General features: G+C 70.0%; 23 protein-coding genes. 10 read left to right on the top strand and 13 right to left on the bottom strand.

The annotated features are described in order from the left end of the window. Positions 1-1,317: 1,317 nt before the first annotated feature. Complete coding sequence (locus SAM23877_RS00010) at positions 1,318-1,479, bottom strand: hypothetical protein (protein WP_159041943.1); 162 nt, start codon at positions 1,477-1,479, stop codon at positions 1,318-1,320. A gap of 107 nt (positions 1,480-1,586) precedes the next feature. Then, complete coding sequence (locus SAM23877_RS00015; RefSeq protein WP_053141967.1) at positions 1,587-1,883, bottom strand: hypothetical protein; 297 nt, start codon at positions 1,881-1,883, stop codon at positions 1,587-1,589. 713 nt (positions 1,884-2,596) lie between these two features. Here SAM23877_RS00015 and SAM23877_RS00020 point away from each other — a divergent pair. Continuing rightward, a complete protein-coding gene (locus SAM23877_RS00020) occupies positions 2,597-5,257 on the top strand; it encodes a DEAD/DEAH box helicase (RefSeq protein WP_079029930.1) in 2,661 nt (886 codons plus the stop codon). Between the two features lie 209 nt (positions 5,258-5,466). Here SAM23877_RS00020 and SAM23877_RS40950 read toward each other — a convergent pair whose 3' ends face one another. Further along, on the bottom strand, positions 5,467-5,931 hold the full coding sequence (locus SAM23877_RS40950) for a DEAD/DEAH box helicase family protein (RefSeq protein ID WP_053125580.1): 465 nt from the start codon (positions 5,929-5,931) through the stop codon (positions 5,467-5,469). Positions 5,932-6,307: 376 nt separating this feature from the next. Here SAM23877_RS40950 and SAM23877_RS00030 point away from each other — a divergent pair, with 376 nt between their 5' ends. Then, entirely contained in the window at positions 6,308-6,784 is a 477-nt protein-coding gene (locus SAM23877_RS00030; protein WP_244902867.1) for a hypothetical protein, read from the top strand. Positions 6,785-6,788: 4 nt separating this feature from the next. Here the strand turns inward: SAM23877_RS00030 and SAM23877_RS00035 are convergent, their stop codons facing one another. From SAM23877_RS00035 to SAM23877_RS00050, 3 genes are all read right to left on the bottom strand, one after another. Then, a complete protein-coding gene (locus tag SAM23877_RS00035) occupies positions 6,789-7,175 on the bottom strand; it encodes a hypothetical protein (RefSeq protein WP_053125584.1) in 387 nt (128 codons plus the stop codon). Positions 7,176-8,055: 880 nt separating this feature from the next. Beyond that, positions 8,056-8,571: an NUDIX hydrolase gene (locus SAM23877_RS40955; RefSeq protein ID WP_053125599.1), complete on the bottom strand. Its 516-nt coding sequence runs from the start codon at positions 8,569-8,571 to the stop codon at positions 8,056-8,058. A gap of 570 nt (positions 8,572-9,141) precedes the next feature. Further along, positions 9,142-9,714: a CGNR zinc finger domain-containing protein gene (locus SAM23877_RS00050; protein WP_053125602.1), complete on the bottom strand. Its 573-nt coding sequence runs from the start codon at positions 9,712-9,714 to the stop codon at positions 9,142-9,144. A gap of 151 nt (positions 9,715-9,865) precedes the next feature. On the opposite strand from SAM23877_RS00050, the gene SAM23877_RS00055 reads away from it, so the two are divergent. From SAM23877_RS00055 to SAM23877_RS38755, 3 genes are all read left to right on the top strand, one after another. Then, on the top strand, positions 9,866-10,321 hold the full coding sequence (locus tag SAM23877_RS00055; RefSeq protein WP_053125604.1) for a VOC family protein: 456 nt from the start codon (positions 9,866-9,868) through the stop codon (positions 10,319-10,321). A gap of 96 nt (positions 10,322-10,417) precedes the next feature. Then, entirely contained in the window at positions 10,418-11,329 is a 912-nt protein-coding gene (locus SAM23877_RS00060; RefSeq protein WP_107408705.1) for a pyridoxamine 5'-phosphate oxidase family protein, read from the top strand. Positions 11,330-11,644: 315 nt separating this feature from the next. Beyond that, positions 11,645-12,061, top strand: coding sequence for a carboxylesterase family protein (locus tag SAM23877_RS38755; RefSeq protein ID WP_107408627.1), 417 nt, complete (start codon positions 11,645-11,647; stop codon positions 12,059-12,061). Positions 12,062-12,454: 393 nt separating this feature from the next. Here the strand turns inward: SAM23877_RS38755 and SAM23877_RS00070 are convergent, their stop codons facing one another. Both SAM23877_RS00070 and SAM23877_RS00075 read right to left on the bottom strand, forming a co-directional pair. Beyond that, on the bottom strand, positions 12,455-12,919 hold the full coding sequence (locus SAM23877_RS00070; protein WP_053125610.1) for a hypothetical protein: 465 nt from the start codon (positions 12,917-12,919) through the stop codon (positions 12,455-12,457). 193 nt (positions 12,920-13,112) lie between these two features. After that, on the bottom strand, positions 13,113-13,733 hold the full coding sequence (locus SAM23877_RS00075; RefSeq protein WP_244902869.1) for a GNAT family N-acetyltransferase: 621 nt from the start codon (positions 13,731-13,733) through the stop codon (positions 13,113-13,115). Between the two features lie 221 nt (positions 13,734-13,954). Here SAM23877_RS00075 and SAM23877_RS41995 point away from each other — a divergent pair, with 221 nt between their 5' ends. Both SAM23877_RS41995 and SAM23877_RS40960 read left to right on the top strand, forming a co-directional pair. Then, positions 13,955-14,179 (top strand): transposase, encoded by a 225-nt coding sequence (locus tag SAM23877_RS41995; protein WP_079029931.1) that lies wholly within the window; start codon positions 13,955-13,957, stop codon positions 14,177-14,179. Positions 14,180-14,375: 196 nt separating this feature from the next. After that, a complete protein-coding gene (locus SAM23877_RS40960) occupies positions 14,376-14,894 on the top strand; it encodes a transposase (RefSeq protein WP_159041945.1) in 519 nt (172 codons plus the stop codon). A 212-nt stretch (positions 14,895-15,106) separates the two neighbouring features. Here SAM23877_RS40960 and SAM23877_RS00085 read toward each other — a convergent pair whose 3' ends face one another. From SAM23877_RS00085 to SAM23877_RS00100, 4 genes are all read right to left on the bottom strand, one after another. Beyond that, positions 15,107-15,499, bottom strand: a complete 393-nt coding sequence (locus SAM23877_RS00085) for a hypothetical protein (protein ID WP_053125618.1) — start codon at positions 15,497-15,499, stop codon at positions 15,107-15,109. A gap of 35 nt (positions 15,500-15,534) precedes the next feature. Then, positions 15,535-16,299 carry a hypothetical protein gene (locus SAM23877_RS40495; RefSeq protein WP_218922749.1) on the bottom strand — a complete coding sequence of 255 codons (765 nt, stop codon included), beginning with the start codon at positions 16,297-16,299 and terminating at the stop codon, positions 15,535-15,537. Positions 16,300-16,513: 214 nt separating this feature from the next. After that, a complete protein-coding gene (locus tag SAM23877_RS00095) occupies positions 16,514-17,383 on the bottom strand; it encodes an MBL fold metallo-hydrolase (RefSeq protein ID WP_053125620.1) in 870 nt (289 codons plus the stop codon). A 33-nt stretch (positions 17,384-17,416) separates the two neighbouring features. Then, positions 17,417-18,028: a ScbR family autoregulator-binding transcription factor gene (locus SAM23877_RS00100; protein WP_053125622.1), complete on the bottom strand. Its 612-nt coding sequence runs from the start codon at positions 18,026-18,028 to the stop codon at positions 17,417-17,419. Positions 18,029-18,426: 398 nt separating this feature from the next. On the opposite strand from SAM23877_RS00100, the gene SAM23877_RS00105 reads away from it, so the two are divergent. Then, a complete protein-coding gene (locus SAM23877_RS00105; RefSeq protein ID WP_053125626.1) occupies positions 18,427-19,137 on the top strand; it encodes an HAD family hydrolase in 711 nt (236 codons plus the stop codon). A 365-nt stretch (positions 19,138-19,502) separates the two neighbouring features. On the opposite strand, the gene SAM23877_RS00110 is transcribed toward SAM23877_RS00105, so the two are convergent. After that, the gene (locus SAM23877_RS00110; RefSeq protein WP_053125630.1) at positions 19,503-20,348 is read right to left on the bottom strand and encodes a helix-turn-helix transcriptional regulator; all 846 of its coding nucleotides are present in this window, start codon (positions 20,346-20,348) and stop codon (positions 19,503-19,505) included. A 135-nt stretch (positions 20,349-20,483) separates the two neighbouring features. Here SAM23877_RS00110 and SAM23877_RS00115 point away from each other — a divergent pair, with 135 nt between their 5' ends. Then, positions 20,484-20,930 carry a nuclear transport factor 2 family protein gene (locus SAM23877_RS00115; protein WP_053125632.1) on the top strand — a complete coding sequence of 149 codons (447 nt, stop codon included), beginning with the start codon at positions 20,484-20,486 and terminating at the stop codon, positions 20,928-20,930. Next, complete coding sequence (locus tag SAM23877_RS00120) at positions 20,927-21,793, top strand: NAD(P)H-binding protein (protein WP_053125634.1); 867 nt, start codon at positions 20,927-20,929, stop codon at positions 21,791-21,793. Before SAM23877_RS00115 ends, SAM23877_RS00120 begins: the two co-directional genes overlap by 4 nt. Positions 21,794-21,834 lie beyond the last annotated feature (41 nt).

Consider the following 21,834-nt stretch of genomic DNA (forward strand, 5'->3'; position numbering starts at 1 on the left):
CGGAGCGGGTACCACATCGCTGCGCGATGTGCAAGCGAACACCCGCGCTGCGCGCGGGTGTTGCGCTCACGCTCCGCGTGAGCGGAGCGGGACGCTGCGCGTCCCGCCCACCGGCCCGGCTGCGCCGGGCCGGTGACGCTCCGTCCGCTGCGCTCCCGGAGCGCGGGGCCTACGGCCCCGATGGGGTGGCCTCCGCTGCGCTCCAGCCACCCAACCGCACCCGCTGCGCGGGCACGGCAACGGGCCTGCGGCCCGGGCAGCGAGGAGAGGGTGCTGGGTGGGCCGGTTCTACTCGGGCTGGGTCACAGTCAGAGCCCAGCGGACACTGTCATCCGAGGCGTCAACGCCCACAGTGAAAGAACCTCGCTGCACGACCCCGGGGTCCATGGTCACCGAGCCCACACCCGCTCTGCCGGCAGGACAGTCCACCGAAAACTCAGCCACGCGTGCCTGCTGCGATTCCATCGTCACCGCCACACTGCCTCCGCCTTCACAGGCGACCGTGAGCACGGTCGGCAGCCCTTCCCATGCCCCACCGGACGCGACCCCGCCATCACCCGTCCACTCCGGCACCCACACCAAACCCTCAGGCCCGGGATGAGGAAGAAGACCACCATCCGCCGCGGCTGGCACCGCCCCTGCGCCCACCGCCCCGAAAGCCGCCAACAACGCCACTGCTACGGTCCTACGCGCACTCATCACGCCTGCCCCTCCTGATGGTCTGTCACGGCCAAGGCAGTGTGACGCGCGGGAAGACCACCACGCATGAGTACAACGACTCATGACATCCAGAGCGCTATGGGACATCAAGGGGTCGGCCCTGCTGCCGCGGGGTCGCTGCCGAACAGGCCTGCCGACCGAACCGCTACAGGGGAGGTCGGGTGTGGGCTAGAGCTGCTGGATCAGCATCCATATGACGAGTCCCAGGAAGATTACTCCGACCGCCCGGTTCATTTGCGTAACCCTTGCTTGTGGGCTCGGTCGCCTCGTGGTTCTTCACCCAGCCTCTCTGGAGGCGTGCGTTGGCCTTCCAGAGCAGTTGGGGGCGTACGACTTGGATCACCCCCATGACCAGAAAGAAGCACAAGACCAGGACGAATACCGGGCTGCTGCCATCACTGTCCGTGGCAGCCTGCACTACCGCATTGGGACTCATGAAGGCCGGTTGCCCCGGCCCCGGAGCAAGTAACGGAGGACACCGTCCAGGTGAACGCCTGCTAGGTGGCCTCTGCTGCGCTCCAGCCACCGGCCGAGCCCACTGCTGCTAACGGGCCGGCCTGCGGTCCGGGAAGGGAACCCCTGCACTGAGGGGTTGGCTCACTGACCGTCGCGCGCTGCTGCTTTCCTCTTGGCCCGGTTCGCCACCCACTGCACCACCACGTTGACCACGGCCACGAGAACCGCGAAGGCGAGCGCGTCGAGCCACGTTCTGCCTGTAACAGTGCGCCACACCACCGCGGCCGCCCCGTAGACGGCCACAACAATCGCCCAGCGCACCCAACGTCGAGACCACCACTCGACTGACCGCTCCCGTGTCTGCATGCCGACCAGTTACCCGGGATTCATGCCAGCAGGGTGACGGGGCTTCAGGCGGGGGCGTGACGGCGGGTGGCCGGCGCCTTGTGCGGGGCGGCGTAATGCGCGGGCCGGCCGGTCGCGGGGACGGCGAGGCGCCGCAGGGACAGGCTCGCGGTGGCCAGGAGAACGGTGAAGACGGCCAGGAGGAGGACGGACACCCACATCTGTCGGCTCCCGGGTGCCTGCCAGCCAGTCCAGGCCGCGGACCCTGCCCACAGCGCCATGGCTGCTGCGTAGAAGGAGCGGATGCGGCGCAGTTGGCGCTCGGCCCGCAGGAACTGGATGCGTTCGGTCTTCGGTGCCATGCGGCACCGTGTACCCCGATGCGTGATGCCCATCAGGGTCGGATGAAGTCTCGTGGAGGGGATCTGTCGAGGGGTGTCGCTAGTCTGCCTCTCAATGTGATGCAGCATGTAGTATTGGCGTAATGGGGGGACATTCGGTAGGAAGTGGTGCGCGTGGTGGTCTACGAGTACCTTCCGTGTGAACTTGCCCGGGCCGGGGTGATAGCACAAGCCGCTGGACTCGATCGTCACCAGGTGTCCGTGCAGGTACGCCTCGCGCAGGAACGTGTCGGGCGTGCGCGGCTGCGCCCTACGGAACCGCATCATTTGAGCGAGTTGTTCATCGCGGACCTGCGGCGCCTGCAGTGGGAACGGATCGCCCAGCTCATGGAGAGAGCAGGTGGTCGCGTACGTGCCCTCTCAGGACTTGCGTGCAGTCCGCTATGAAGAGCAGCGTCTGCAGCGGTTGGTGACAGACGGGGCCGAGGCTGAGCGGTCCGGGAGCGCAGCTTTGGAGATTGCGCGGCATCGTGTCTACCGGGTCGATACCCGGTGCACGCCGGCCGCTGCCGTCCGGACTTCCATGCCTCCACCGTCCACCTGATGGCCGCCTCCCCCGACGAAGCAGGCCGACGGGCGCGGGGCATCCACAAAGGAGACGACGGTCTCAACCAAGGCAGTAACTACCGGATCACGTCCGTCCAGCAGGTCCTTCCCGAACCGGGGGAAATCTTTTGATCCAGCTCCGAGAACACCAGGTGGAACAGAAACAGAGCATCCGGGAATGGGTCGGATTTTCTGCAAGATCATCTGTTCCCCCGGAAGGGATGCGGGGCACGATCGTGTCCGCCACCGGATCCGGCAAGACGATCATGGCTGCCGCGAGCGCGCTGGAGTGCTTCGCGGGCGGGCGGATCCTGGTGACTGTGCCCACCCTGGACCTGCTCGCACAGACCGCCCAGGCGTGGCGGGCGGTGGGCCACCGGGCGCCGATGGTGGCGGTGTGTTCGCTGGAGAATGACCCGGTGCTGGGCTCGCTGGGTGTGCGTACCACTACGAATCCGATCCAGCTCGCGCTGTGGGCCGGGTCCGGGCCCGTGGTCGTGTTCGCCACCTATGCCTCGCTGGTGGACCGCGAGGACCCGGAGGACCCGACGGGCCAGCGGACGTTTCGCGGGCCACTGGAAGCTGCTCTGGCGGGCGGGGAACGGCTCTACGGCCAGCGCCTGGGCGGTTTCGACCTGGCCATCGTGGACGAGGCGCACGGCACCGCTGGTGATCTTGGTCGGCCGTGGGCGGTGATCCACGACAACGCCCGCATCCCTGCGGACTACCGGCTCTACCTGACCGCCACCCCGCGGATCCTCGCCTCGCCCCGCCCGCAGAGGGGCGCGGCCGGCCAGGAGGTGGAGCTCGCGAGCATGACCGACGACCCGTACGGCACCTTCGGAGCCTGGCTCCCCGGCGCCGAGCTCGGGCTCTCGGAGGCCATCGAGCGGGGCATCCTCGCTGGATTCGAGATCGATGTCCTCGAGATCCGCGACCCCTCCCCCGTCGCCGGGGATTCCGAGGAGGCGCGGCGGGGCCGGCGCCTGGCGCTGCTGCAGACCGCACTTTTGGAGCACGCTGCGGCGTACAACCTGCGTACGGTCATGACGTTCCACCAGAAGGTCGAGGAGGCCGCCGCGTTCGCGCAGAAGCTGCCGAAGACGGCAGCCGAGCTGTATGCGGGCCAGATGTCGGCTGAGGAGCTGGCGAAGGTGGAGGAGAAGGTGGCGGAGCTGCCCGCGTCGTCGATCGGCGCCCGGCTGTACGAGCTGGAGGCCGGACGGCACGTACCGCCCGAGCGGGTGTGGTCGGCGTGGCTGTGCGGGGACCACCTCGTCACCGAGCGACGCGAGGTGCTCAGGCAGTTCGCCAACGGCATCGACGCAGAGGGCCGGCGCGTGCACCGGGCGTTCCTCGCCAGCTGCCGCGTCCTCGGGGAAGGCGTCGACATCACCGGCGAGCGGGGCGTGGAGGCCGTGTGCTTCGCGGACACCCGCGGTTCGCAGGTGGAGATCGTGCAGAACATCGGCCGGGCCCTGCGGCTCAACAAGGATGGGTCCACGAAGGTCGCGCGGATCATCGTGCCCGTCTTCCTCGAGCCCGGCGAAGACCCCACCGACATGGTCGCCTCCGCGAGCTTCAAGCCGCTCGTGGTCGTCCTCCAGGGCCTGCGTAGCCATGATGAGCGTCTGGTGGAGCAGCTCGCCTCCCGTGCCCTCGCCAGCGGCGAACGCAAGACCCACCTCCAGCGCGACGAGGACGGGCAGATCATCGCGGCCCACGGCGAGGTCCAGGAGCAGGCCGGCGTCGACGGTGCGGTCGAGTCCGCGCTCCTGCACTTCTCCACGCCACGCGACCCGGCGACCATCGCGGCGTTCCTGCGTACCCGGGTCTACCGGCCCGAATCGCTGGTCTGGCTGGAGGGCTACCAAGCCCTGCTGCGCTGGCGAAAGGAACATGAGATCACCGGGCTCTACGCCATCCCATACGACACGGAGACCGAGGTCGGCGTCACGAGGGCCTTTCCGCTGGGCCGATGGGTCCACCAGCAGCGCAAAGCGCTACGGGCCGGGGAGCTCGAACCGCGCCGCAAGAAGCTCCTCGACGCCCCCGAGGCGGGCATGGTCTGGGAGCCCGGCGAAGAGGCCTGGGAGAAGAAGCTGGCGGCGCTGCGCTCCTACCGCCGGGCCACCGGACACCTCGCGCCCAGGCAGGACGCGGTCTGGGGAGACGCCGAAGGCGAACTCGTCCCCGTCGGGCAGCACATGGCCAACCTCCGCCGCACAGACGGCCTGGGCAAGGACCACAAGCGGGCGGCTGAGCGCGCGGCGCAGCTGGCGGCGATCGACCGCGACTGGAACTGTCCCTGGTCGCTCGACTGGCAGCGTCACTACCGCCATCTCGCCGACCTGGCGGAGGACGAGCCTGGCGGGGTGCTGCCCGACATCGCACCCGGCGTACTGATGGACGGCGACGACATCGGGCGGTGGCTGAAGCGACAGACCCGGCCAGCGGCCTGGAAACAGCTGTCCCCCGAGCAGCAGGAGCGGCTGTCGAAGCTGGGCGTGCACCCCGCTCTGGCACCACCTCCCGCCCCGGCGGGCAAGGGCGCGGCGAAGGGGCCGACCAAGGCCCAGCAGGCGTTCCGGCGTGGGCTGGCCGCCCTGGCGCAGTGGGTCGAGCGGGAGGGTGCGAACCGTCCGGTACCGCGGAAAGCGGTCGAGTTTTTGCCTGACGGGACCGAGACGAAGCTCGGCGTATGGGTATCGAACACCCGCGCCAGACGCGACAGGCTCAGCGCGGAGCAGATCGACGCTCTGCGGGAGCTGGGGGTGGAGTGGGCGTAGTTGAGTCTGGAGGCTGTCCTGGCAGATCGCTGGGCTGGGAAGACAGTGAAGCGGCGAGATGCTGCCCCGTATCATCGCGTGCCGAGAAGCATGCGTAGGAAAGGGATCTGGCCGTGGACGAGCGGGGCGAGGAAGCGAAGCGGCCCGACGAGGAGTACTCAGAGGAACGCTTCGAGGAACTGGCCCGGTTCCTCTTCTCCCGCACAGACCTACTGCTGCTGAACCGCCCTGAGAACTCCGACACGGACCTGGCTGTACAGGCACTCAACAACGCGGTACGCGTACTGCTGGGTCAGGTACGGGCATACCGCGAGTGGGGGCAACGAGCCCGCCCTCGCCGGCGCGTGGGACACGCTCACCACCATCGCGCAGCGATGGCGACACCATCCCGACTTCCTCACCGACTGGGGATGGGAGTGAGCCCGGCAGAACAACGCGGCGATGCTGCTCCGCGCACGGGCGGGGACGTGTCGACGCTGAAGCACCAGGCCCTTGCCGCCTTCCAGCCCGGGGGTACCGCCGCTGAGCGCCATCCGCGCAGCGGCGGTCTTGCCCCGGCCCGGGTCGCCGAACAGACATACCGCGTCCTGGGTGGCCATCGCCTGCCCGACCGCCTCGCTCACCGTCCGCACCGACGACGTCCCCACCAGCTGCGCGCCCTCAGGCAACGCCACACCTGCCGGAGCACCGTTCTCCCCTGCCGGCAAGCTCCCGGTGCAACGACGCCAGGGAGGGCACCTCGCCCCCGGCGCCTTCGATGCCGGTGCAGCGCCGCGACGTTCCCGCCCGCCTGAGCCAGTGCCTCCCACATCTCGCCGTCGGCCGGACCGGCACACCCCGATGGCCCTGTCCGGACCTGAAGAGGAGCTGATGGTCCATCGGTCCGGGGATCGAGGAGGAGCGACCTCATCATCGCGTGCCAGGGTCGGGAATCGGACATTGTGTACGAGATTTCCTGAAACATCGGACTCAGCCCTCTTATGTGCCGGAGCATGCCGACTACGGCTTCGCCTCACCAGGGCGAGGGCGTCCGACCGCGGGGAGACACGGATGAAGCGTTCGACGAGAAGGCTAGGCAAGCCGCAGTTGCTGGGTGTGGGAGTCATGACGCTCCTCCTCGGCCTGGTCGCTGCCCCCACCGCGCAGGCGGCTCCGGCACCGGCTCCCGCTGCCGAGGAGTGCACCGGCAGCTGGGACGGCAAGACGTACTGGGCCAAGGGGCCGACCGGCCGCAATGGCGGCGGTTACGCGCGGACCTACTGGAACGGCTCCACCAAGCGCAACTGTGCGAAGTTCTGGTCCAGCCCTTACGACGGGCTCGCCTCCAACATCACCCTGGCGATCTTCGACGAGGGCGGTGACTACGCCATCGATCCGCCGAAGGAGCACCCGGAGAACTATCGCTACTACGCCGGCCCCATCTACACCTGGTTCAACGCGACGGGACAGTGCATCAGCCTGAGCGGCTCCCTGGTCCGAGGCGGAGCGAAATACCATCTGGACACCGGGCCGATCCGGTGCGGCTGATCCGTCACCATCCGAGGCGACGGTACGGCGCGCGTTCGTCGGCTTCGGCTTGCGCTTGTGCTGCGACGGCGCGATCCTGGCAGTTCTCGCACAGGTGCGGGTGCGACTGGCGATTGCCCCAGCCCGGGTTGGAGCCGACTGCCTCCCAGCGGTCGTCGGTGAACTTCTGTCCGCAGTCCCTGCACACCGGCCGCCGCGCTTCGCGCTGCGCGGCTTCCCGTTCCTCACGGCGCCGCTGTTCTTCCCGGGCTGCCTGGCGGCGGGCGAGGTAGGCATCGCGGCGGGCATTGCCGATCGCGTCCAGCAGTGGCTGGTGGTGGTCACGGCCGAAGCGCCAGAAGGCGGGCCCGGCCGGACCGTGTTCGCGCAGCTGCTGAAGCGTGGTCGCCACGATCGGGATGCAGCGGTCGTAGGGAGTGATAGCCGCCTTCGGGATGCCACCGTCCTTGCCAGTGGTGGCGGGTGAAGTCGGCGACCCTGGCCATCTGCCTCTTGGCGGAGCGCTGGCCGGCCTGGTGGAAGACGAGCAGGACCGGAGGGTGCACCCGCTCGTACTCATCGGACGCGGGTGCGGACCAGCGGGTGCGCCACACCGGCTTCTCGATACCTCGGTATCCCTCTCCTGCCGCAGGAAGAACCGGGCGTACTTGTCGAACTGCGCGGCGATGAGGACGGCGTCCTCGGTGCAGTTGTCCACCTCGAGGAACAACAAGGGCACGCCGGCCTCCGGGGCGGTCAGGACGACGTCGGCGCGGGCGCTGCCGATAGCGGGGTTCTTCCAGGTGCCCCTTCACCGGGAGCGCGACCTCGGTGGCGTAGGAGGCGAGGGTGCCGATCCCGTCAGGTGCGTGCACAGCGGCCTGTGCGCCGCGACCGCTTCGGCCGGCTCCCCCACAACCCGGGCCAGGTTCGGTTTCGGGCGGATCAGCGCGATGACCATCTCGTTCACCGTCATCGGGTGTGAGACGCCGGAGCGGCCTGCGCGGAGCATCTATCCATGCCCCGGGGCACGATGGAAGTATCCGCATTCAGACATGCAGCGGGGGGCGCACCCTGCCCGACCCCCGCTTTCGTCCATTAGGTGACTTGCCAGACCAGAGGATTCTTACTGCTCGCCGACTGTCGACACCTCATTTGGATCGGCACCCTCGGCCAGCAACCGGGCCAGCCTCTGCATCCTCGTGTTCCACCGCGTGATAGGCAGGCGTCCAGTAGTCACTCACCAGGGCATTCAATCGCCGCCGCAATGCGTCTGCGTCATCCGGGGCGGGTCAAATCCAGTTGTAGTTGGTGTCGTCCAGGGCCGGCAGGAGGGACTGGGCGGCGTCGAGCGGCGCGGTGGGAGCGGCGAGTTCGGCGAGCGGGACTGGTGGGAACAGAGCCTTGTTGGCAGCGTCCTTGTAGTGGCTCCAGGTAAGGTGGCCGACGCCAGCCATGTCGTCATGTTCGACGGTGTGCAAGCGGGCCCGAATGGGGGCTGCGATGTGCACGCGGAAGACGAGGTGGAGTTTGCGGGGTGGGGTGCTGCCGGGGCGGGTGACCATGGCGTCCTGTATCCAGGTCAGCTGTGGGGCGCTGCTTGCGTCTGCGAGGTTCAGGCCCAGTTCTTCGTCGAGTTCGCGTGCGAGGGCGTGTGGGATGGGTTCGCCGGGTTCGACGTTGCCGCCCGGCAGGGTGTACTGGTCTTGGCCGTTCTTGGTGCGGTGGATGAGGGCGATCTCGTCGCCGTTGAACAGAGCCGCGGCCACGCGGATCTTGATGTGGGCGAACGGTTCGGCGAACGTCACTGAGGCGTCCCTCCTTCGGTGGGCGGGGTCCGGTGGCTGCCCTTGGCCAAGCGGCACAGGCAGATGATGCAGCACGCGAGTCGCACAAGCCGTTACTGGCTCTAAGAAAAGCTGCTGATCATGAGTCCTCGCGGCGGTGAGTTCGGCGCATCGCCGACCGGCACGGGACGGCTCCTCGTCGCAAGGCCCGGCCGTCGCGGACGCGGGTGGTCTCGACGAGTGCCGGTCTCTTTCCGGTGAGGTGGAAGTCCTTGCGGAGGTGCTGCACGCGCTCGGCGAGCGCCTCACGGGCCGCTTGTTCCCCGCCGTTTCGAGCGCGGTGATTGCAGTAAGCGTGCCGGCCGGCTGACGCCGTCGGGGCTCTCAGTGCCCGGGCGAGGAAGTCACTGATGAGCCTGCTCAAGCGAGCGCCAGGCCCGAAGAAGCGGTCTCATCGGCGCCGGGGCGCACACCTGCCGGGTCGCCGTCCGCCCGCCGGTCCGGTGCCGGCCGTCGTGGCCGGCCGCGGGGCGGGTGCCGTCGGACGGGCCCACAGCGGCCGGTGCTTCCGCGGTGCGCGGAAGCGCCGGCTCATTCGCGGCGGTGGCGGGCGTAATGGCGTTGTGCCTTGGCGCGGTTGCCGCAGCCGGACATCGAGCACCAGCGGCGGGTGCCGTTCTTGGACACGTCGTAGAAGTGCAGCACGCACTGCGGGTTGCCGCAGGCGCGGATGCGATCCGGGCGGTCGGCCATCAGGCGCAGGAAGTCGGTGACCGCGGCCCAGCCCGGCAGCCAGGCCGGATTGGCCACCTCGGGCATGGTGGCCGGTCCGCCGGGGCCCAGGACCTGCCGCAGCCGGCCGTGGGCGAGCACGTCGTTGACGGCCGTGACGGCGGCGGGCGTCGGGTGCGCTGGGTCGGCGACCGCCTCGTCGAGCGCGGCGCGGGCCTGACGTAGTCGCTCCTGCGTGTCACGGCCGGCCGGGACGCGGGCGCCGCCGAGGGCGTCGCGGACCAGGGGCGTATTCAGCCACAGTGCTGTTCCGTCCAGGGAGTCGAGGAGGTCGTGCCGGCCCGTGGCGTCGATCCAGCGCGTGTTGAGCAGGTCGATGGCGAGCGGTTCGCCGGTCAGCGGCCTCGGGTCGGGCTCGGCGGGTGACGGCATGGTGCGGGTCCCTTCGTCGCGGCGGCACCCCACCCACGATAACCGGTCATTCCATGGTCACCGGTTGACTGCCCTTCGTTCTAACTTTTAATATCCACTTCAATGGTTACGAGGTGATCTCGTGGCCCCTGACGAAGGCGGTTGATCGACCATGGGCAAGGCGAAGAACCTGCAGACCGGTCACATCGGGCTGAATGTCACCGACCTCGACCGCTCGCTCGCCTTCTACTGCGAGGTCTTCGGCTTCGAGGTGCTGGCCCAGGGCAAGGAGGACGGCCGCCGCTGGGCGTTCCTCGGCCGGGACGAGCGCCTGGTCGTCACGCTGTGGCAGCAGAGCGAGGGCGCGTTCGCCACCGACCGGCCCGGGCTGCACCACCTCTCCTTCCAGGTCGACACCGTCGAGGAGGTCAAGGACATCGAGGAGGTGCTGCGCCGGCTGGGCGCCGGGTTCGCCTACGACGGTGTCGTCCCGCACGGCGAGAACACCAGTTCCGGCGGCATCTTCTTCACCGACCCCGACGGCACCCGCCTGGAGATCTACGCGCCGACCGGCGCAAACCCCGCTCACGCCCCGACCGAGAACGCTCCGACCTGCGGCTTCTTCTAGCCCGCGACGCTCGCCCCCGGCGCTCCCGCCCGGACGGGAGACCCGCCGGGCGGGAGCGCCGCCTGCCCTGTCCCGATGTACGAGAAGGAGCACGCCGTGGCCACCTATCACGCCGGCGAACTCGCGGTGCAGGAGCGGGCCGGCCTCGCCTTGCGGGCCGCTTCGGCGCTCCGCGCCGTCCGCGCCGAAGTACCGCCCGTCGCCCGACAATTCCTGGCCGAGCGACCCCTGATCGTGGTGGGCGCCGCCGACCCGGGGGGCCGGCTCTGGGCCACCCACCTCACCGGGGAACCCGGTTTCCTCCGCGTCCCCGACCCGCGCAGCCTGGTCATCGATGCACTGCCCGTCCCGGAGGACCCCCTCGCCGGTGTCCTCGGCGCGGCACGGTCCCTGCCGGTGGGGATGATCGCCATCGAGCCCGCCACACGACGCAGAATGCGGATCAACGGCCGCGCCGACCGGGACGGCACCGGACTGCGCGTCACCCTCGACCAGGTCGTCTCCAACTGCCCGAAATACATCCAGCAACGCGACCACCGCCCGGCGGACGCGGACGGGCCGGTGCTCCGCCGCGCGACCACGGGGCGCGCGCTGGACGCCGCGCAACGCGCGGCGGTAGGGCGGGCCGACACGTTCTTCGTCACCACCGCGTCCGACACGGGTCACGTCGACGCCTCGCACCGCGGCGGCAACCCGGGGTTCGTCCAGGTCCTCTCCGCCACCCTGCTGCGCTGGCCCGACTACACGGGTAACGCGATGTTCCTGACGCTGGGCAACCTGCACGTCAACCCGGCGGCGGGCATCCTCGTACCGGACTGGGAGACGGGCACCGCCCTCCATCTGTCCGGGACGGCCCGGACCGTCTGGGACGCCGAGGAGATCGCACGCACACCGGGGGCGCAGCGGCTCGTGGAGTTCTGCGTCGAGGCGGTGCACGAGGTGTCCGGCGCGTCCCCGCTGCGCTGGGGCGAGCCCGGCTACTCCCGCTACAACCCGCCGGTCCGCTGACCTCGCGCGGCGGACCGCCCGCCCGCACGGCCCCGGCCGCTGTCAGTGCCGGCTGACCCGCTACACGGCGGCCGAATCGCAGTGCCCACCTCGACGGCGTGGGCGAGCGGCACCCCACGCGTCCTCCTCACCCTGCATCCGGCCATCCACTCACCCCGATGACGCGGTTCCGGACGGGCCGGCGAGGGCGGAACCGGATGGCGGAGGGCCGCCGGCCGTCCGGAGCACGACAGACCGGGCCAGTCCGGTGCGAGTTGTCCAGCCGGCGTCGGCCGTGCGAAAACGACTTGTCCGCGCCCAGGGCGGCCGGACAGGCTGACCGGACAAAATCACGGTGCAAGGCCCCACGCACGTCACCGTTCCCACCCTGGCAGCACCCTCCGCGGGCAGCGGAAAGGCCAGGTGGCGGCGTTCCTGAGGACCCCCTACGTGGCCCCGCCGTTCGGCCCACGGCGCTTCGTGCGGTCCGAACCGCCACAGCCGTGGGCCGGGATGCACACCGCGCTCACCCCCGGGCCCGCCGCACCGCAGCTCGGCTACCACCCGGCGATGGCCGCCCTGCTGGAAGAAGCCGCGAGCACCGGCGAGGCCCGAACGCGATACGGACCGGAGCGTTCTTCGCCTTCCATCGTTCAGGTGCAACCTGAGAGAACGCGTCACCGTTTGTCGTCGCGTGTCGCGCAACACCCACGGAAGCCAGTGCCGCATCAGGCAACGTTCGCCTTGCCGTGACGTGGGCGGGAACTGTCCTGCTGCTCGCGAGGTCAGCCGAATGTCTCGCGGTGGCGCTTCAGTCGAAATCGCTGGCGGAAGTAAGGCCCTCGACGAAGGATCCGAAGTCCCCAGCGAGGGCCAACGGTGTGGGGCTCGCGCGAGCCCCACCCGGCGTCCCGCTGGTTGCCGAGCGGGCGTGGTAGGAGATCTCCCACACCCCGGGGAAGGGGATCTTGAGTTCCGGGACCTCGGTGATGTGCCATCCAAACAAGACGGCCCAGCTCAAGCGCACCCCTCCACGCCAGCCTGTTCGACCAACATGCACCGGCCCAGGATGACAGGCGCCTGCGAGAGGAACGGGAGCACGGTGGCCTCGATGCTCACGTGCCACTCAAGAGTGAAAGCAGGTACTCAGCGGGGGCTGGGCTTCAGCAGCGTGGCGGCCTCGGAGATGAAGCTTCCGGTGGCTTCCTTGGCTGCCTGTCGGCGGGCGTCCAGCACGGGGCGGTCGGTGGCATGGCGCAGCGCGTACGTGGCGTCTGCGGCCTGCTGGGCGGCACCGGCCAGCTCGGGGAGCAGGACCTGGAGGCGGATGTGCGGCGCGGTGATGGCCGCCCGGGTGTCGTTGCTCTTGGTCTGGGCTCCCAGTTGCTGCTCGCTGTCGGCCTCGTTCAGTGCCAGCCGTTCGCGGTGGAACATGGCCGACCGGTGTGCGTCCAGAGCGGCCGCGAACTCGGTGACGGCGGCGAGCTGGTCCTGGCGGTGGCTGTCGGCGCGCTGTTCTGCGCGGTCCGTGCGTGCTGTGCGGTGTTGGAGGAGTCCTGCCGTCAGGGCGCCGGCGAGGGTTCCGAGTACGGCGATGACCGAAGGCCACATCAGGTGGTGCGTCCTTTCGAGGGGGAGGGACTGACGCGGAGGCGCACGGCGTCTCCGCGTCAGTTACGGCCGCGCTCCAGGGCTAGGGACTGTTCTGAGTTCAGATCACGTGGTGGGTTGGAGGCTGCGGAGCCACGGGATGGCACCGCGTAGGTGGAGTCCGGCGAGGTGGGCCAGTGGTGTCATCTTCAGGTCACTGGGCAGCATCCGATGGCTCGTACCAGAGGCTCGTCATCGGGGAGCGCATGGTCCAGCCCAGTGAGGAGTAAAGCGCCCGACCCTCGGGCGTGCCGACCAGGAGGCCAGTCTTTGCGCCGGTCTCGTACGCGGCGCTCTGCAGCGTGCGCATCACCAGGCCGCCGAGGCCCTTGCGCCGGTGCTCGGCGGCGGTCTCGACCTGGTCGACCACGACATGGGCGCCTGCCTGGGCGATCTGTCCACGGGCGGCGAAGTGCCCGGCGCGCGTGCGGACCAGTACTCGGCTGACGCCGCCCCGGGTCCAACTGGTGAGCGTGTAACCGGCCGGCACCTCATGGCGCTCTGGCACTAGATGGCAGGTCATCAGAAAACCGGGGCTGTCGCGCCGCCAGCCCGGCCCGACCCAGGGCAGGACCGCCTGATGCTCGGCGAACAGCTTCAGCCACGTCCCGGGCGCGCTCGTCCCGGCGACGATCTTGCGCACATCGGCCTCGGAGGGCTCCGGCAGCACGTGTCGGGCAACGTGTTTGGGCTGCCCGACGTCGATCGTCCACCCCCACGGCTCGTCGACCGGGTCCGAGCTGCCGCGGGAGACGACCCAGCCGTTGATCCACATCCGCACAAGTTCACTGATCCTGGTGTCCGGCATCGCCGCCCGCCCCGCCTGAATGGTAATAGGTGATAGTGCGCAATGAACCTTACGCAACAGACGCAGGATTCACCATAGGAGCAGGTCGCTTGGCCAAGGACCACGAGCGATTGCCACGGGTAGCCACTGGGACTGTTCCGAGTTCAGGTCGCCGACGCCGGGCGATCGCGGCCCGGTAGAACGGTGGTGTGACGCGTGGTGATCTGAGCGATGCCGAATGGGAGTTGGGGGAGCCGTTCTTGCCGCTGGGTGAGCGCGGGCCAATCCCTGACCTGCGCCGACACTTCGATGCGGTGATGTGGCGGTACCGGACTGGGAGGCCGTGGCGGGACGTCCCTGAGCGCTACGGATCCTGGTCGACCGTCTACGGTCGGTTCCAGCTGTGGGCGGCGGCTGAACCTTCCAGGCATTGATGGACGGGATGATCGCCGAGGCCGCAACGCGAGGGCAGGTCGACCTCAGCCTGGTCAGCGTGGACTCCACGGTAGCCCGCGCGCACCACCACGCGGCCGGGATGGTCGTCGACCCGGAGTTGCCGCGGAACCTGGAGAAGGCCGTCGCGGAGCAAAAGGGGCTTCACCAAAGGGGCAAAACGAACCGTTATTGGCGGTGCCCAACCCGGCCGACGAGACGGACGACGCGACTCACGAGGAACGCCGCCGCGTGCGCCGCCGCCGCAGGGCCCGGCTTCGCGCGGCCGAGCTGGGGCGCTTGGGCGGCGGGCTGACCACCAAGGCCCACCTTGCGGCCGAACACCGCTGTCGGCCGTTGTCCTTCATCCTCACGCCCGGGCAGGCCGCCGACAGTCCCCGCTTCATCCCGGTCGTCGAGCAGATCAGGGTCCGCGGTCTGGCGGGCCGGCGCCGCGCCCGCCCGGACGCGATCGCCGGCGACAAGGCGTACTCCTCCCGCGCCAACCGCGCCTACCTGCGCCGACGCCGGATCCGGGGCGTCATCCCGGAGAAAGCCGACCAGACCGCCAACCGCAGTCCGAGCCGGCCGTCGGCAACGGCACGGGACTGGTCGGTCTCTCCGAGCGGGTCCAGGCGCTCGGGACGAAGGCGCGGGCCTTCGATCCCCGGCCCGGCGGCCGCCGTCGATGAGCTGGTGTGCGGCCTGGTCGGGTAGTTGGCCGACTGGCAGCAGTCGATCGGCGAGCTGGGCCGCGCGTTCACCACGGCAACTGAAGGCCGACCGCTACCCGGCTGGTCCACCGAGGTCGTCGCACGCCACCACCACGCTCACCTGCTCGCCGCCATCGTCGAGCTCGGCGGTGAGCTGGAGCTCCCAACTACCCGTAAAGGGCGCTTCAGGGGCGCGGTCATCCCAGAGCTGCGCGGTCAGCGACGCCTGCCGCCGCCGATGCGGCGGTCGTCGGCCAGTGCGGTCAGCGGGCCGAACTCGCGGGCAAGCTCGTTCCACGTCAGCACCTCGCCACAGCGGGCCGGGAACTCCTTCGGGTTGAACTCGGGCATGGTCCAGGTGCCAGTGCCCCGGTCCCGCAGCCACAGGTCCCCGTCACCGTCGACCACCGTCGGCGGGACCGGCACGGGCTCGGCCTGATCGGTGGGCTCCCAGGTGACCCGGCCCGGGTGGGAAACGCGGCGCAGCTCGGTGGTGGCCAGCCGCGCGGCCAAGTCACGGGTGGACTCCTCGGCGTCCTTGACCGACGCGAGTCGGAATGCGTCGTCAAGTACGGGCAGGGCTGGATTCTTGCTGCGCTTTGAACTCATACGCTGACGACCTCCGGTGGGGGGCGTCACATCCGTTATGGCACCCCGTAGAGGGACACGGTATCCGAGGCGGGAGCCGGGCGCGGCGCACTGACCGTCCCGCAGACGGATACCGGCGTCAAGGGCGTCTCGCCGGGCCAGGCCGACGGGTTGCGGCCGAAGTCGGCCGTGTCCAGCATCCGCGTCTCGTTGCGCCGCAACCCGTAGGCGTACGCAGTCTTGAGGAGCATCGCGTCGCGGAAAGCGGGCAGCCATCCCTTGCGGCCGCGTCCGCGGACCCGGCTCACCTCGTCGTCGGCGTGGTCGAAGAACGCCTGTAACTCATCTCGGGTGAGGGCCCGTTTCGGGGCCTCGGTCTCGCACTCCTGCATGTGCACGGCGGTATTCCACTCGTGACCCACCTGGATCGGATGGGTGCCGAAGCGGCGCTCACACTCAGCCGCCCAGCCGTAGGCCGGGTCGGTGGCGTAATCGCAGAACAGACGCGCCGCCACCTGGTAGCCGCGCAGCGTCGAGCGGACGCAGCCACGGACCGCCCGCAAGTCACCAAACCACTCGTCCGCCAGCATCGAGGACCAGCTCCACGGAAAGGCATCCGCGTGCGCGGCGAACGCCCGCACCTTCCGCTCCCGACCGTTGATGGTGGACAGCGCGAGGTTCCGCGCCAGCTGCTGGTTGCGCCAGCCGTCCAACATCGCCTCGAGGACCTGCTCCTCCGGCCGCAACAGCGGTACCCCGTGGGCCAGATGCAGCCGCACGGCCCCCGGTGCCAACCCATCCTTGGCCGCCAATTTCATCACGCTCCGTAGGTCGCATCGAGCGCGAGAATCTCGCATCAGATGCGAAGCCCGGAGCGGGCGTGCTGCGCCTGCAGGCGGACCGGATGTGGCTCCAGTCCGGAGGCAGCTGCCGCCTCACGGTTTTCAGTCCCGTCGACGACGAGACCGCCGAGAAATTGGAGCGTCTGCATGCCCTCGCGGGCTGACCCGCGCCGAACGGCTCGGACGACCGCGATCACGCCGAGATGAACGGCTCCGTCAAATGCGGCGTCGCCAGGTGCAGCGTGGTGGCGGTTTCGCGGCCGAGCATGCGCTCCCTTGAGTGCCTGGCCGCCTCAGGGTCGGTCTCGTGCGAGTAGGCGAGCTCGGGGTGGAGCAGCTGGAGCGCGTGCACCAGGAGGTCGCCGGTGACGAGCGCCAGCTCGCGCCCGTCGGCGACCAGCACACTCTGGTGCCCGGGCGTGTGCCCGGGCGTGGCAACCGCGCGCCCGGCGCGCAGCGGCGTGTCCCCGTCGAGGAGCCGGAGCCGACCGGCCGCCGCGAGCGGGTCGGTTAGGGTCTCGCGAAGCTGCGGGTTGAGCGCGTCGAGGGCGTCGAACTCGGCCCGCTGGAGCAGGTATTCGGCGTTCGGGAAATAGGGCCGACGGCCGCTGGTCGCACTGCCAGGCGCAGGGGCGCCGCCCACCGCGCCGCCCGCTGATGGGACGGCCGCCTCGGTCACGACCGCCCACCCGACGTGGTCGGTGTGCAGATGTGTGAGCACCACGGTGTCGACTTCGGCCGGGTCGATGCCCGCGGCGGCGAGCGACTCGGGGAGCGCACCGGGCACGGGCGCCCACGAGCCGGCCGGGCTGTCCGCCGGACCGATCCCGGCGTCCACGACGGTGAGACCCCTGTCGCCGCGGATCGCGTACGCGCGGAACTGGAGTTGCCAGCGGCCCTCGGTGTCGACCGCGCCCGGGTCGTAGCGGTCGGCCTCGGCCCACTGAGCGGCCGTGGCCTCGGGGAAGGCCTCGGCGCGCGGGGAGAAGAACGGGCCCTCGCCGTCGGCGAGGGCGATGATCTCGGTCGAGCCGATCCAGAGGCGGGGAACGCTGAGGGACATGGCCGCGATCCTGCCATGCCTTGCACGGGTGCGTCACAGGGCTGCCGGGAGGTTCCCGCGGGGCGGTTGCGGCCGGAGGGAGGGCAGGGTCAGGTGCCACCAGTCGGTCAGGCGGTCGTCGAGGGCGTTCGTACCCTCGAGGGCGTCGGTGAGGGTGCACAGGCCGAAGAACGCGCGCACCAGGGTCCGGGCTGTGCGGGCGGGGCGGACGCGCTCGTTGAGATGTCCTGCTAGGCGGGCCTGTGCGAGCAGTCGCGTGGCGGCGGCGGTCCACAGCGCGAAGGGGTCGGGTACGGGAGCCGTCATGACGGTGCGTTCGGCCCACAGGCGGGCGCCGGCGCGTGTCACGGGGTCCTGGGCGAGGTCGTGGGCGATTGCATAGCTGAGGGCAACGAGCCGTTCGAGCGGGGGGACTGTCTCGTCTTCGTAGGGTGCAGCGAGCTGGGACCAGGTGGCGAACCGGTCTTCGACGACGGCGAGGGCGATGCCCTCCTTGCCGGTGTAGTGGAAGTAGACCGCGCCGCTGGTCCGGCCCGATCTTGCACTTATGTCGTTGACGCTGGTGGCCGCGTATCCCTGTTCAGCGAATAGTTGGGCGGCCGCTTCCAGCAGTGATCTGCGGGTTGCCTTCGCCCGTTCTTGCAACGTTCCATCCGCCCTCGCTCTGTTCTCATGTTGGCCACGAATTTAGTGCGCCAGCGTACGCCCGGAGCCCAAAGAGGCACTTTGGTGGGGCAATTACGCAGTTCTTTCGAAGGCGAACACTTGCGAGTGGTAATGGGCGCAAGGGGCTCCGGGGTGGGCGCGGCCTAGGGCGTGTGTCAACTGATGGGCGAGATAGCGGTATTGACGGTCTCGGCGGCTGTGTCACGGTTGTCGCCGCCACCCGGCCATACGCCTGTTTCCGACACCCGTCGAGTCACCAAAAAGGGTTATTGCCCGATTTGCCTGGACGAAAATAACGTAGCGGAAGCTATCTTTCCGTTTCCCCTTATGGCTACGGAAAGGCCGCATGCGTACACGTGAAGGCATGGGAGGCTCCAGTGACCACCTCGGACCGCGGTCTGCTCGACTGGTCGCCCGAAGCCGTCGTCTTCGACTGCGACGGCACCCTGATGGACAGCGAACGCCATTGGCAGGAGGCTCGCAGCCGGGCCTTTCGGGAGCACGGGCTCCAGCCGCCGCCCGGGTTCGCGGAGCAGGCCCTTGGCCTGCACTACGAGGACTGCGGCCGGCTCATGGCGCAGTCCGTGCACAAACCCGAACTGACCGAGGACCTGACGGCCGCGCTTCTCGACCACTTCCTGGCACTGGTCACCGACGAACCGGTGACGATGCCGGGTGCGGTGCGGCTCGTACGGCTGCTCTCCGACCGCCTGCCGCTGGCGGTGGCCAGCAACTGCCCGAGAGTCGTGGTCGAAGGCAGCCTGGAACGGGCCGGGCTGCTCGCGCACTTCCAGCACCTCGTCGTCCCCGACACCGGGGACCGCGTGCGCCCCAAGCCGCACCCCGACGTGTACGCCGTGGCGGCCCGGCTCTGCGGCGTCCACCCGCACCGGGCACTGGCCGTGGAGGACTCCCTGACCGGTGTGGAAGCGGCCCGCCGGGCCGGCCTGCGGGTCCTGGGCGTCGGCCCCCGGCCACAGGGCGACGGCGCCGCCCGGGCCGACGGGTGGTTACCGGCGCTGGACGCTCCCGAACTGCTGGCCTGGGCCCACGCGCTGGACGGCCCGCGGGGGACGCGAGAGCCCTGACAGCCCGCCGAGATCCGCCAACGCCAAGCGCTCGCACTCCCCCGGTGACCGCGGACGGCAGCACGCTGGTGCGGCGGGAAGAACCTGATGCGGTGGGCCGGGCCAGGCGCGCCACGGCTGCCCGGGTTTCCGGCCCTCGCCCCGGGTCCGCTCGCCGGAGCTTGCCCAGGTCGCCTTGACCGTGGCCTTGATCACTGGGACGACCGGCTCCGGGTGGCGGTCCTTGTAGTCGTCCATCGCGGCGAGGAAGTCGTCCGGGACGCTGCCGCCGCGGAGAGGTCTGCCAGCTCTGCCAGCCGCTGGGCTGGGGCTCCCGAGCGTTCGTGGACAGGGGCCTTGCCGCCCCACCTGGCCCGGGCCAGCGGTCACGGTGCCGCGTCGAAAGGACCTAGCTTGGCCAGTGCGGTGGCGCTCGGGCTGCCGGGATCTGCGGTGTAGAGCACCAGCCGCAGGCTGGTGCCGGGCATGAGCAGGGTCTGACGGTCCAGTTCCAGCTCGCCGACTTCGGGATGCTGCAGGCGTTTGCGCAGGGTCGGCCGGGGGTGCACGTCGTGGCTGCGCCAGCCGGCGACGAAGTCCGGGTTGTGTGCGGCGTACTCGTTGACCAGCTCGCCCAGCGCACGGTCCGCCGGGTGGCGGGCGCCGGCCGCGCGCAGGTGGGCGGCGGACTGCCGGGCGAAGTCGCCTTCCGCGCCGGCAGGGGCCGAGCAGAGGGTGCCGCTCAACCGGATGGCGAGGCGCACGGTGTTGCGCTCGTGGACGGACAACTGCGCGAAGTCGATGATCAACGCGGCCGCCGCAGCGTTCCAGGCCACGATGTCCTCCAGGTCGTTCACCACATAGGCGGGAATCGGCCCGAGCCGATGCAGCAGTCGGTGCGCATCGGCAGGCACCGGCGCGCGATCGGCTTCCGTACTGGGCGGGATCTGCCCGGCCAGCCGTGCCAGGTGCTCACGCTCTGTGTCGGTGAGGCGCAGTGCCGTGCCCAGTGCGGACAGCACCTGCGGCGACGGACGCGGCGCGCGGGCCTGCTCCAGTCGCTCGTAGTAGCTCGTGGACACCCCGGCCAGGGCGGCCACCTCTTCCCGCCGCAGCCCGGGGGTACGCCGGGCACGCAGGCCGGGTGGGTGGACAGCTGTGGCCGGCATCTGGGCCGGGCGCAGCGCTTCCCGTCGGCGGCGCAGGAAGTCGGCCAGATCTGCTCTGCTCACCCGGCCAGGTTGGCACAGCGGCACTCGGCTTAGCCACGGACCAGTGGTCCGGGGCTCACTGGTGCGTTCCACGGCACTGCCTCGTGCACGCACTCTGATGCGGTCACACGTCCTGCAGAACGCTGGAGAATCACCGTGTCACCACGCACTTCCGAAGAGACCTTCCGCCGGCTGCTGGAGCTGCTGCTGGCCAAAGACATGGATGCCGTCGCCGATCTGTGGGCGGAGTACGGCACCGCCGAGTTCCCCTTCGCCCAGGGTGCCTCACCGAGACGGCTGACCGGACGTGAGGCCGTCCGGGGATATCTGGCCGGCTACCCGGACCTGATGGACGTGCAGGCGATCCCGGCCCTCACCGTGCGTCACACGGACCAGCCGGACACCATCGTGGTGGAGTTCACCGCGCGCGGCCGCACGGTGGCCACCGATGCGCCGTACCAGTTGGACTACATCACGGTGCTCGCCACCCACCAGGGCCTGATCACCCGTTATCGGGACTACTGGAACCCGCTGGCGGCCGCCTCAGCGGCCGGCACGCTGCCCGAACTGCTCGGCTCGCTGCGCTCGCAGGCCACGCGATGACCGGCGTGCTGATCACCGGCGGCACCGGGAAGACCGGAAGCACCCTGGCCGAACTGCTCCGCAGGAGTGGTGTGCCGGTCCGGGTGGCAAGCCGCATCCCAGCGGCCGATGCCCCGGACGCTGTTCGGTTCGACTGGAGAGATCCGGCCACCCATCCGGCCGCATTGCACGGGATGGACCGGGTCTACCTGGTGCCTCCGGTAGACACCACAGATCCGATGCCGCTGGTCGAACCGTTCTTGGCCGAGGCCGACCGCCTCGGCGTGCGCCGGGTGGTGCTGCTCGGTGCCGCCATCGTGCTGCCCGGTGCCGCCAGCGCGCTGGAACTGGCCGCGCGCGTGCGGGCCCGGCCGGGATGGGTGGTGCTGCGCCCCTCCGGGTTCATGCAGAACTTCTTGGCCCCTCACCCGCTGGGTGAGGGGATCCGGCGACGCGGTGAGATCCGCACAGCTGCCGGAACCGGCCGGGTGGGCTGGATCGACGCTCGAGACATCGCGGCGGTGGCCGCCGTGCTACTGACCGGGCCGTATGGCCACCCCGACGACCGGCGTGACTACCTGCTCACCGGGCCGAAGGCGCTGAATTACCAGGACGCGGCACAGATCATCACCCTCCACACCGGCCGGCCGGTCCGGGTCGTGCCCGTCGGGGTCGCCGAGCAGGCGGACGCCTACCGTGCGTCCGGCATGCCGGACGCCTTCGCGGCCGCCCTGGCCGCCGTCGACGTCGGCATCCGAACCGGCCGGGACGCCCGCGTCAGCACCGCGGTGCTGGACTTGACCGGCCGCCCGCCCCGTACCTTCGCCGAGTTCGTCCAGGACCACGCACCCCAGTGGGCGGACGTCGGGACACTCGAAGACTGACCGGCACCTGTGCCGGCCCCGGCGTGAACTCCTCCTCGGAC

Origin of the sequence: Streptomyces ambofaciens ATCC 23877, assembly GCF_001267885.1 — a bacterium.
Taxonomy (GTDB): domain Bacteria; phylum Actinomycetota; class Actinomycetes; order Streptomycetales; family Streptomycetaceae; genus Streptomyces; species Streptomyces ambofaciens.

What these genes read in the sequence shown, in the direction of transcription:
- SAM23877_RS00015 (WP_053141967.1), bottom strand. Translation starts at nt 1,883, where the DNA reads ATGGCACCGAAGACCGAACGCATCCAGTTCCTGCGGGCCGAGCGCCAA.
- SAM23877_RS00030 (WP_244902867.1), top strand. Translation starts at nt 6,308, where the DNA reads ATGAAGCGTTCGACGAGAAGGCTAGGCAAGCCGCAGTTGCTGGGTGTG.
- SAM23877_RS00050 (WP_053125602.1), bottom strand. Translation starts at nt 9,714, where the DNA reads ATGCCGTCACCCGCCGAGCCCGACCCGAGGCCGCTGACCGGCGAACCG.
- SAM23877_RS00055 (WP_053125604.1), top strand. Translation starts at nt 9,866, where the DNA reads ATGGGCAAGGCGAAGAACCTGCAGACCGGTCACATCGGGCTGAATGTC.
- SAM23877_RS00070 (WP_053125610.1), bottom strand. Translation starts at nt 12,919, where the DNA reads ATGTGGCCTTCGGTCATCGCCGTACTCGGAACCCTCGCCGGCGCCCTG.
- SAM23877_RS00075 (WP_244902869.1), bottom strand. Translation starts at nt 13,733, where the DNA reads ATGTGGATCAACGGCTGGGTCGTCTCCCGCGGCAGCTCGGACCCGGTC.
- SAM23877_RS00085 (WP_053125618.1), bottom strand. Translation starts at nt 15,499, where the DNA reads ATGAGTTCAAAGCGCAGCAAGAATCCAGCCCTGCCCGTACTTGACGAC.
- SAM23877_RS00095 (WP_053125620.1), bottom strand. Translation starts at nt 17,383, where the DNA reads ATGTCCCTCAGCGTTCCCCGCCTCTGGATCGGCTCGACCGAGATCATC.
- SAM23877_RS00120 (WP_053125634.1), top strand. Translation starts at nt 20,927, where the DNA reads ATGACCGGCGTGCTGATCACCGGCGGCACCGGGAAGACCGGAAGCACC.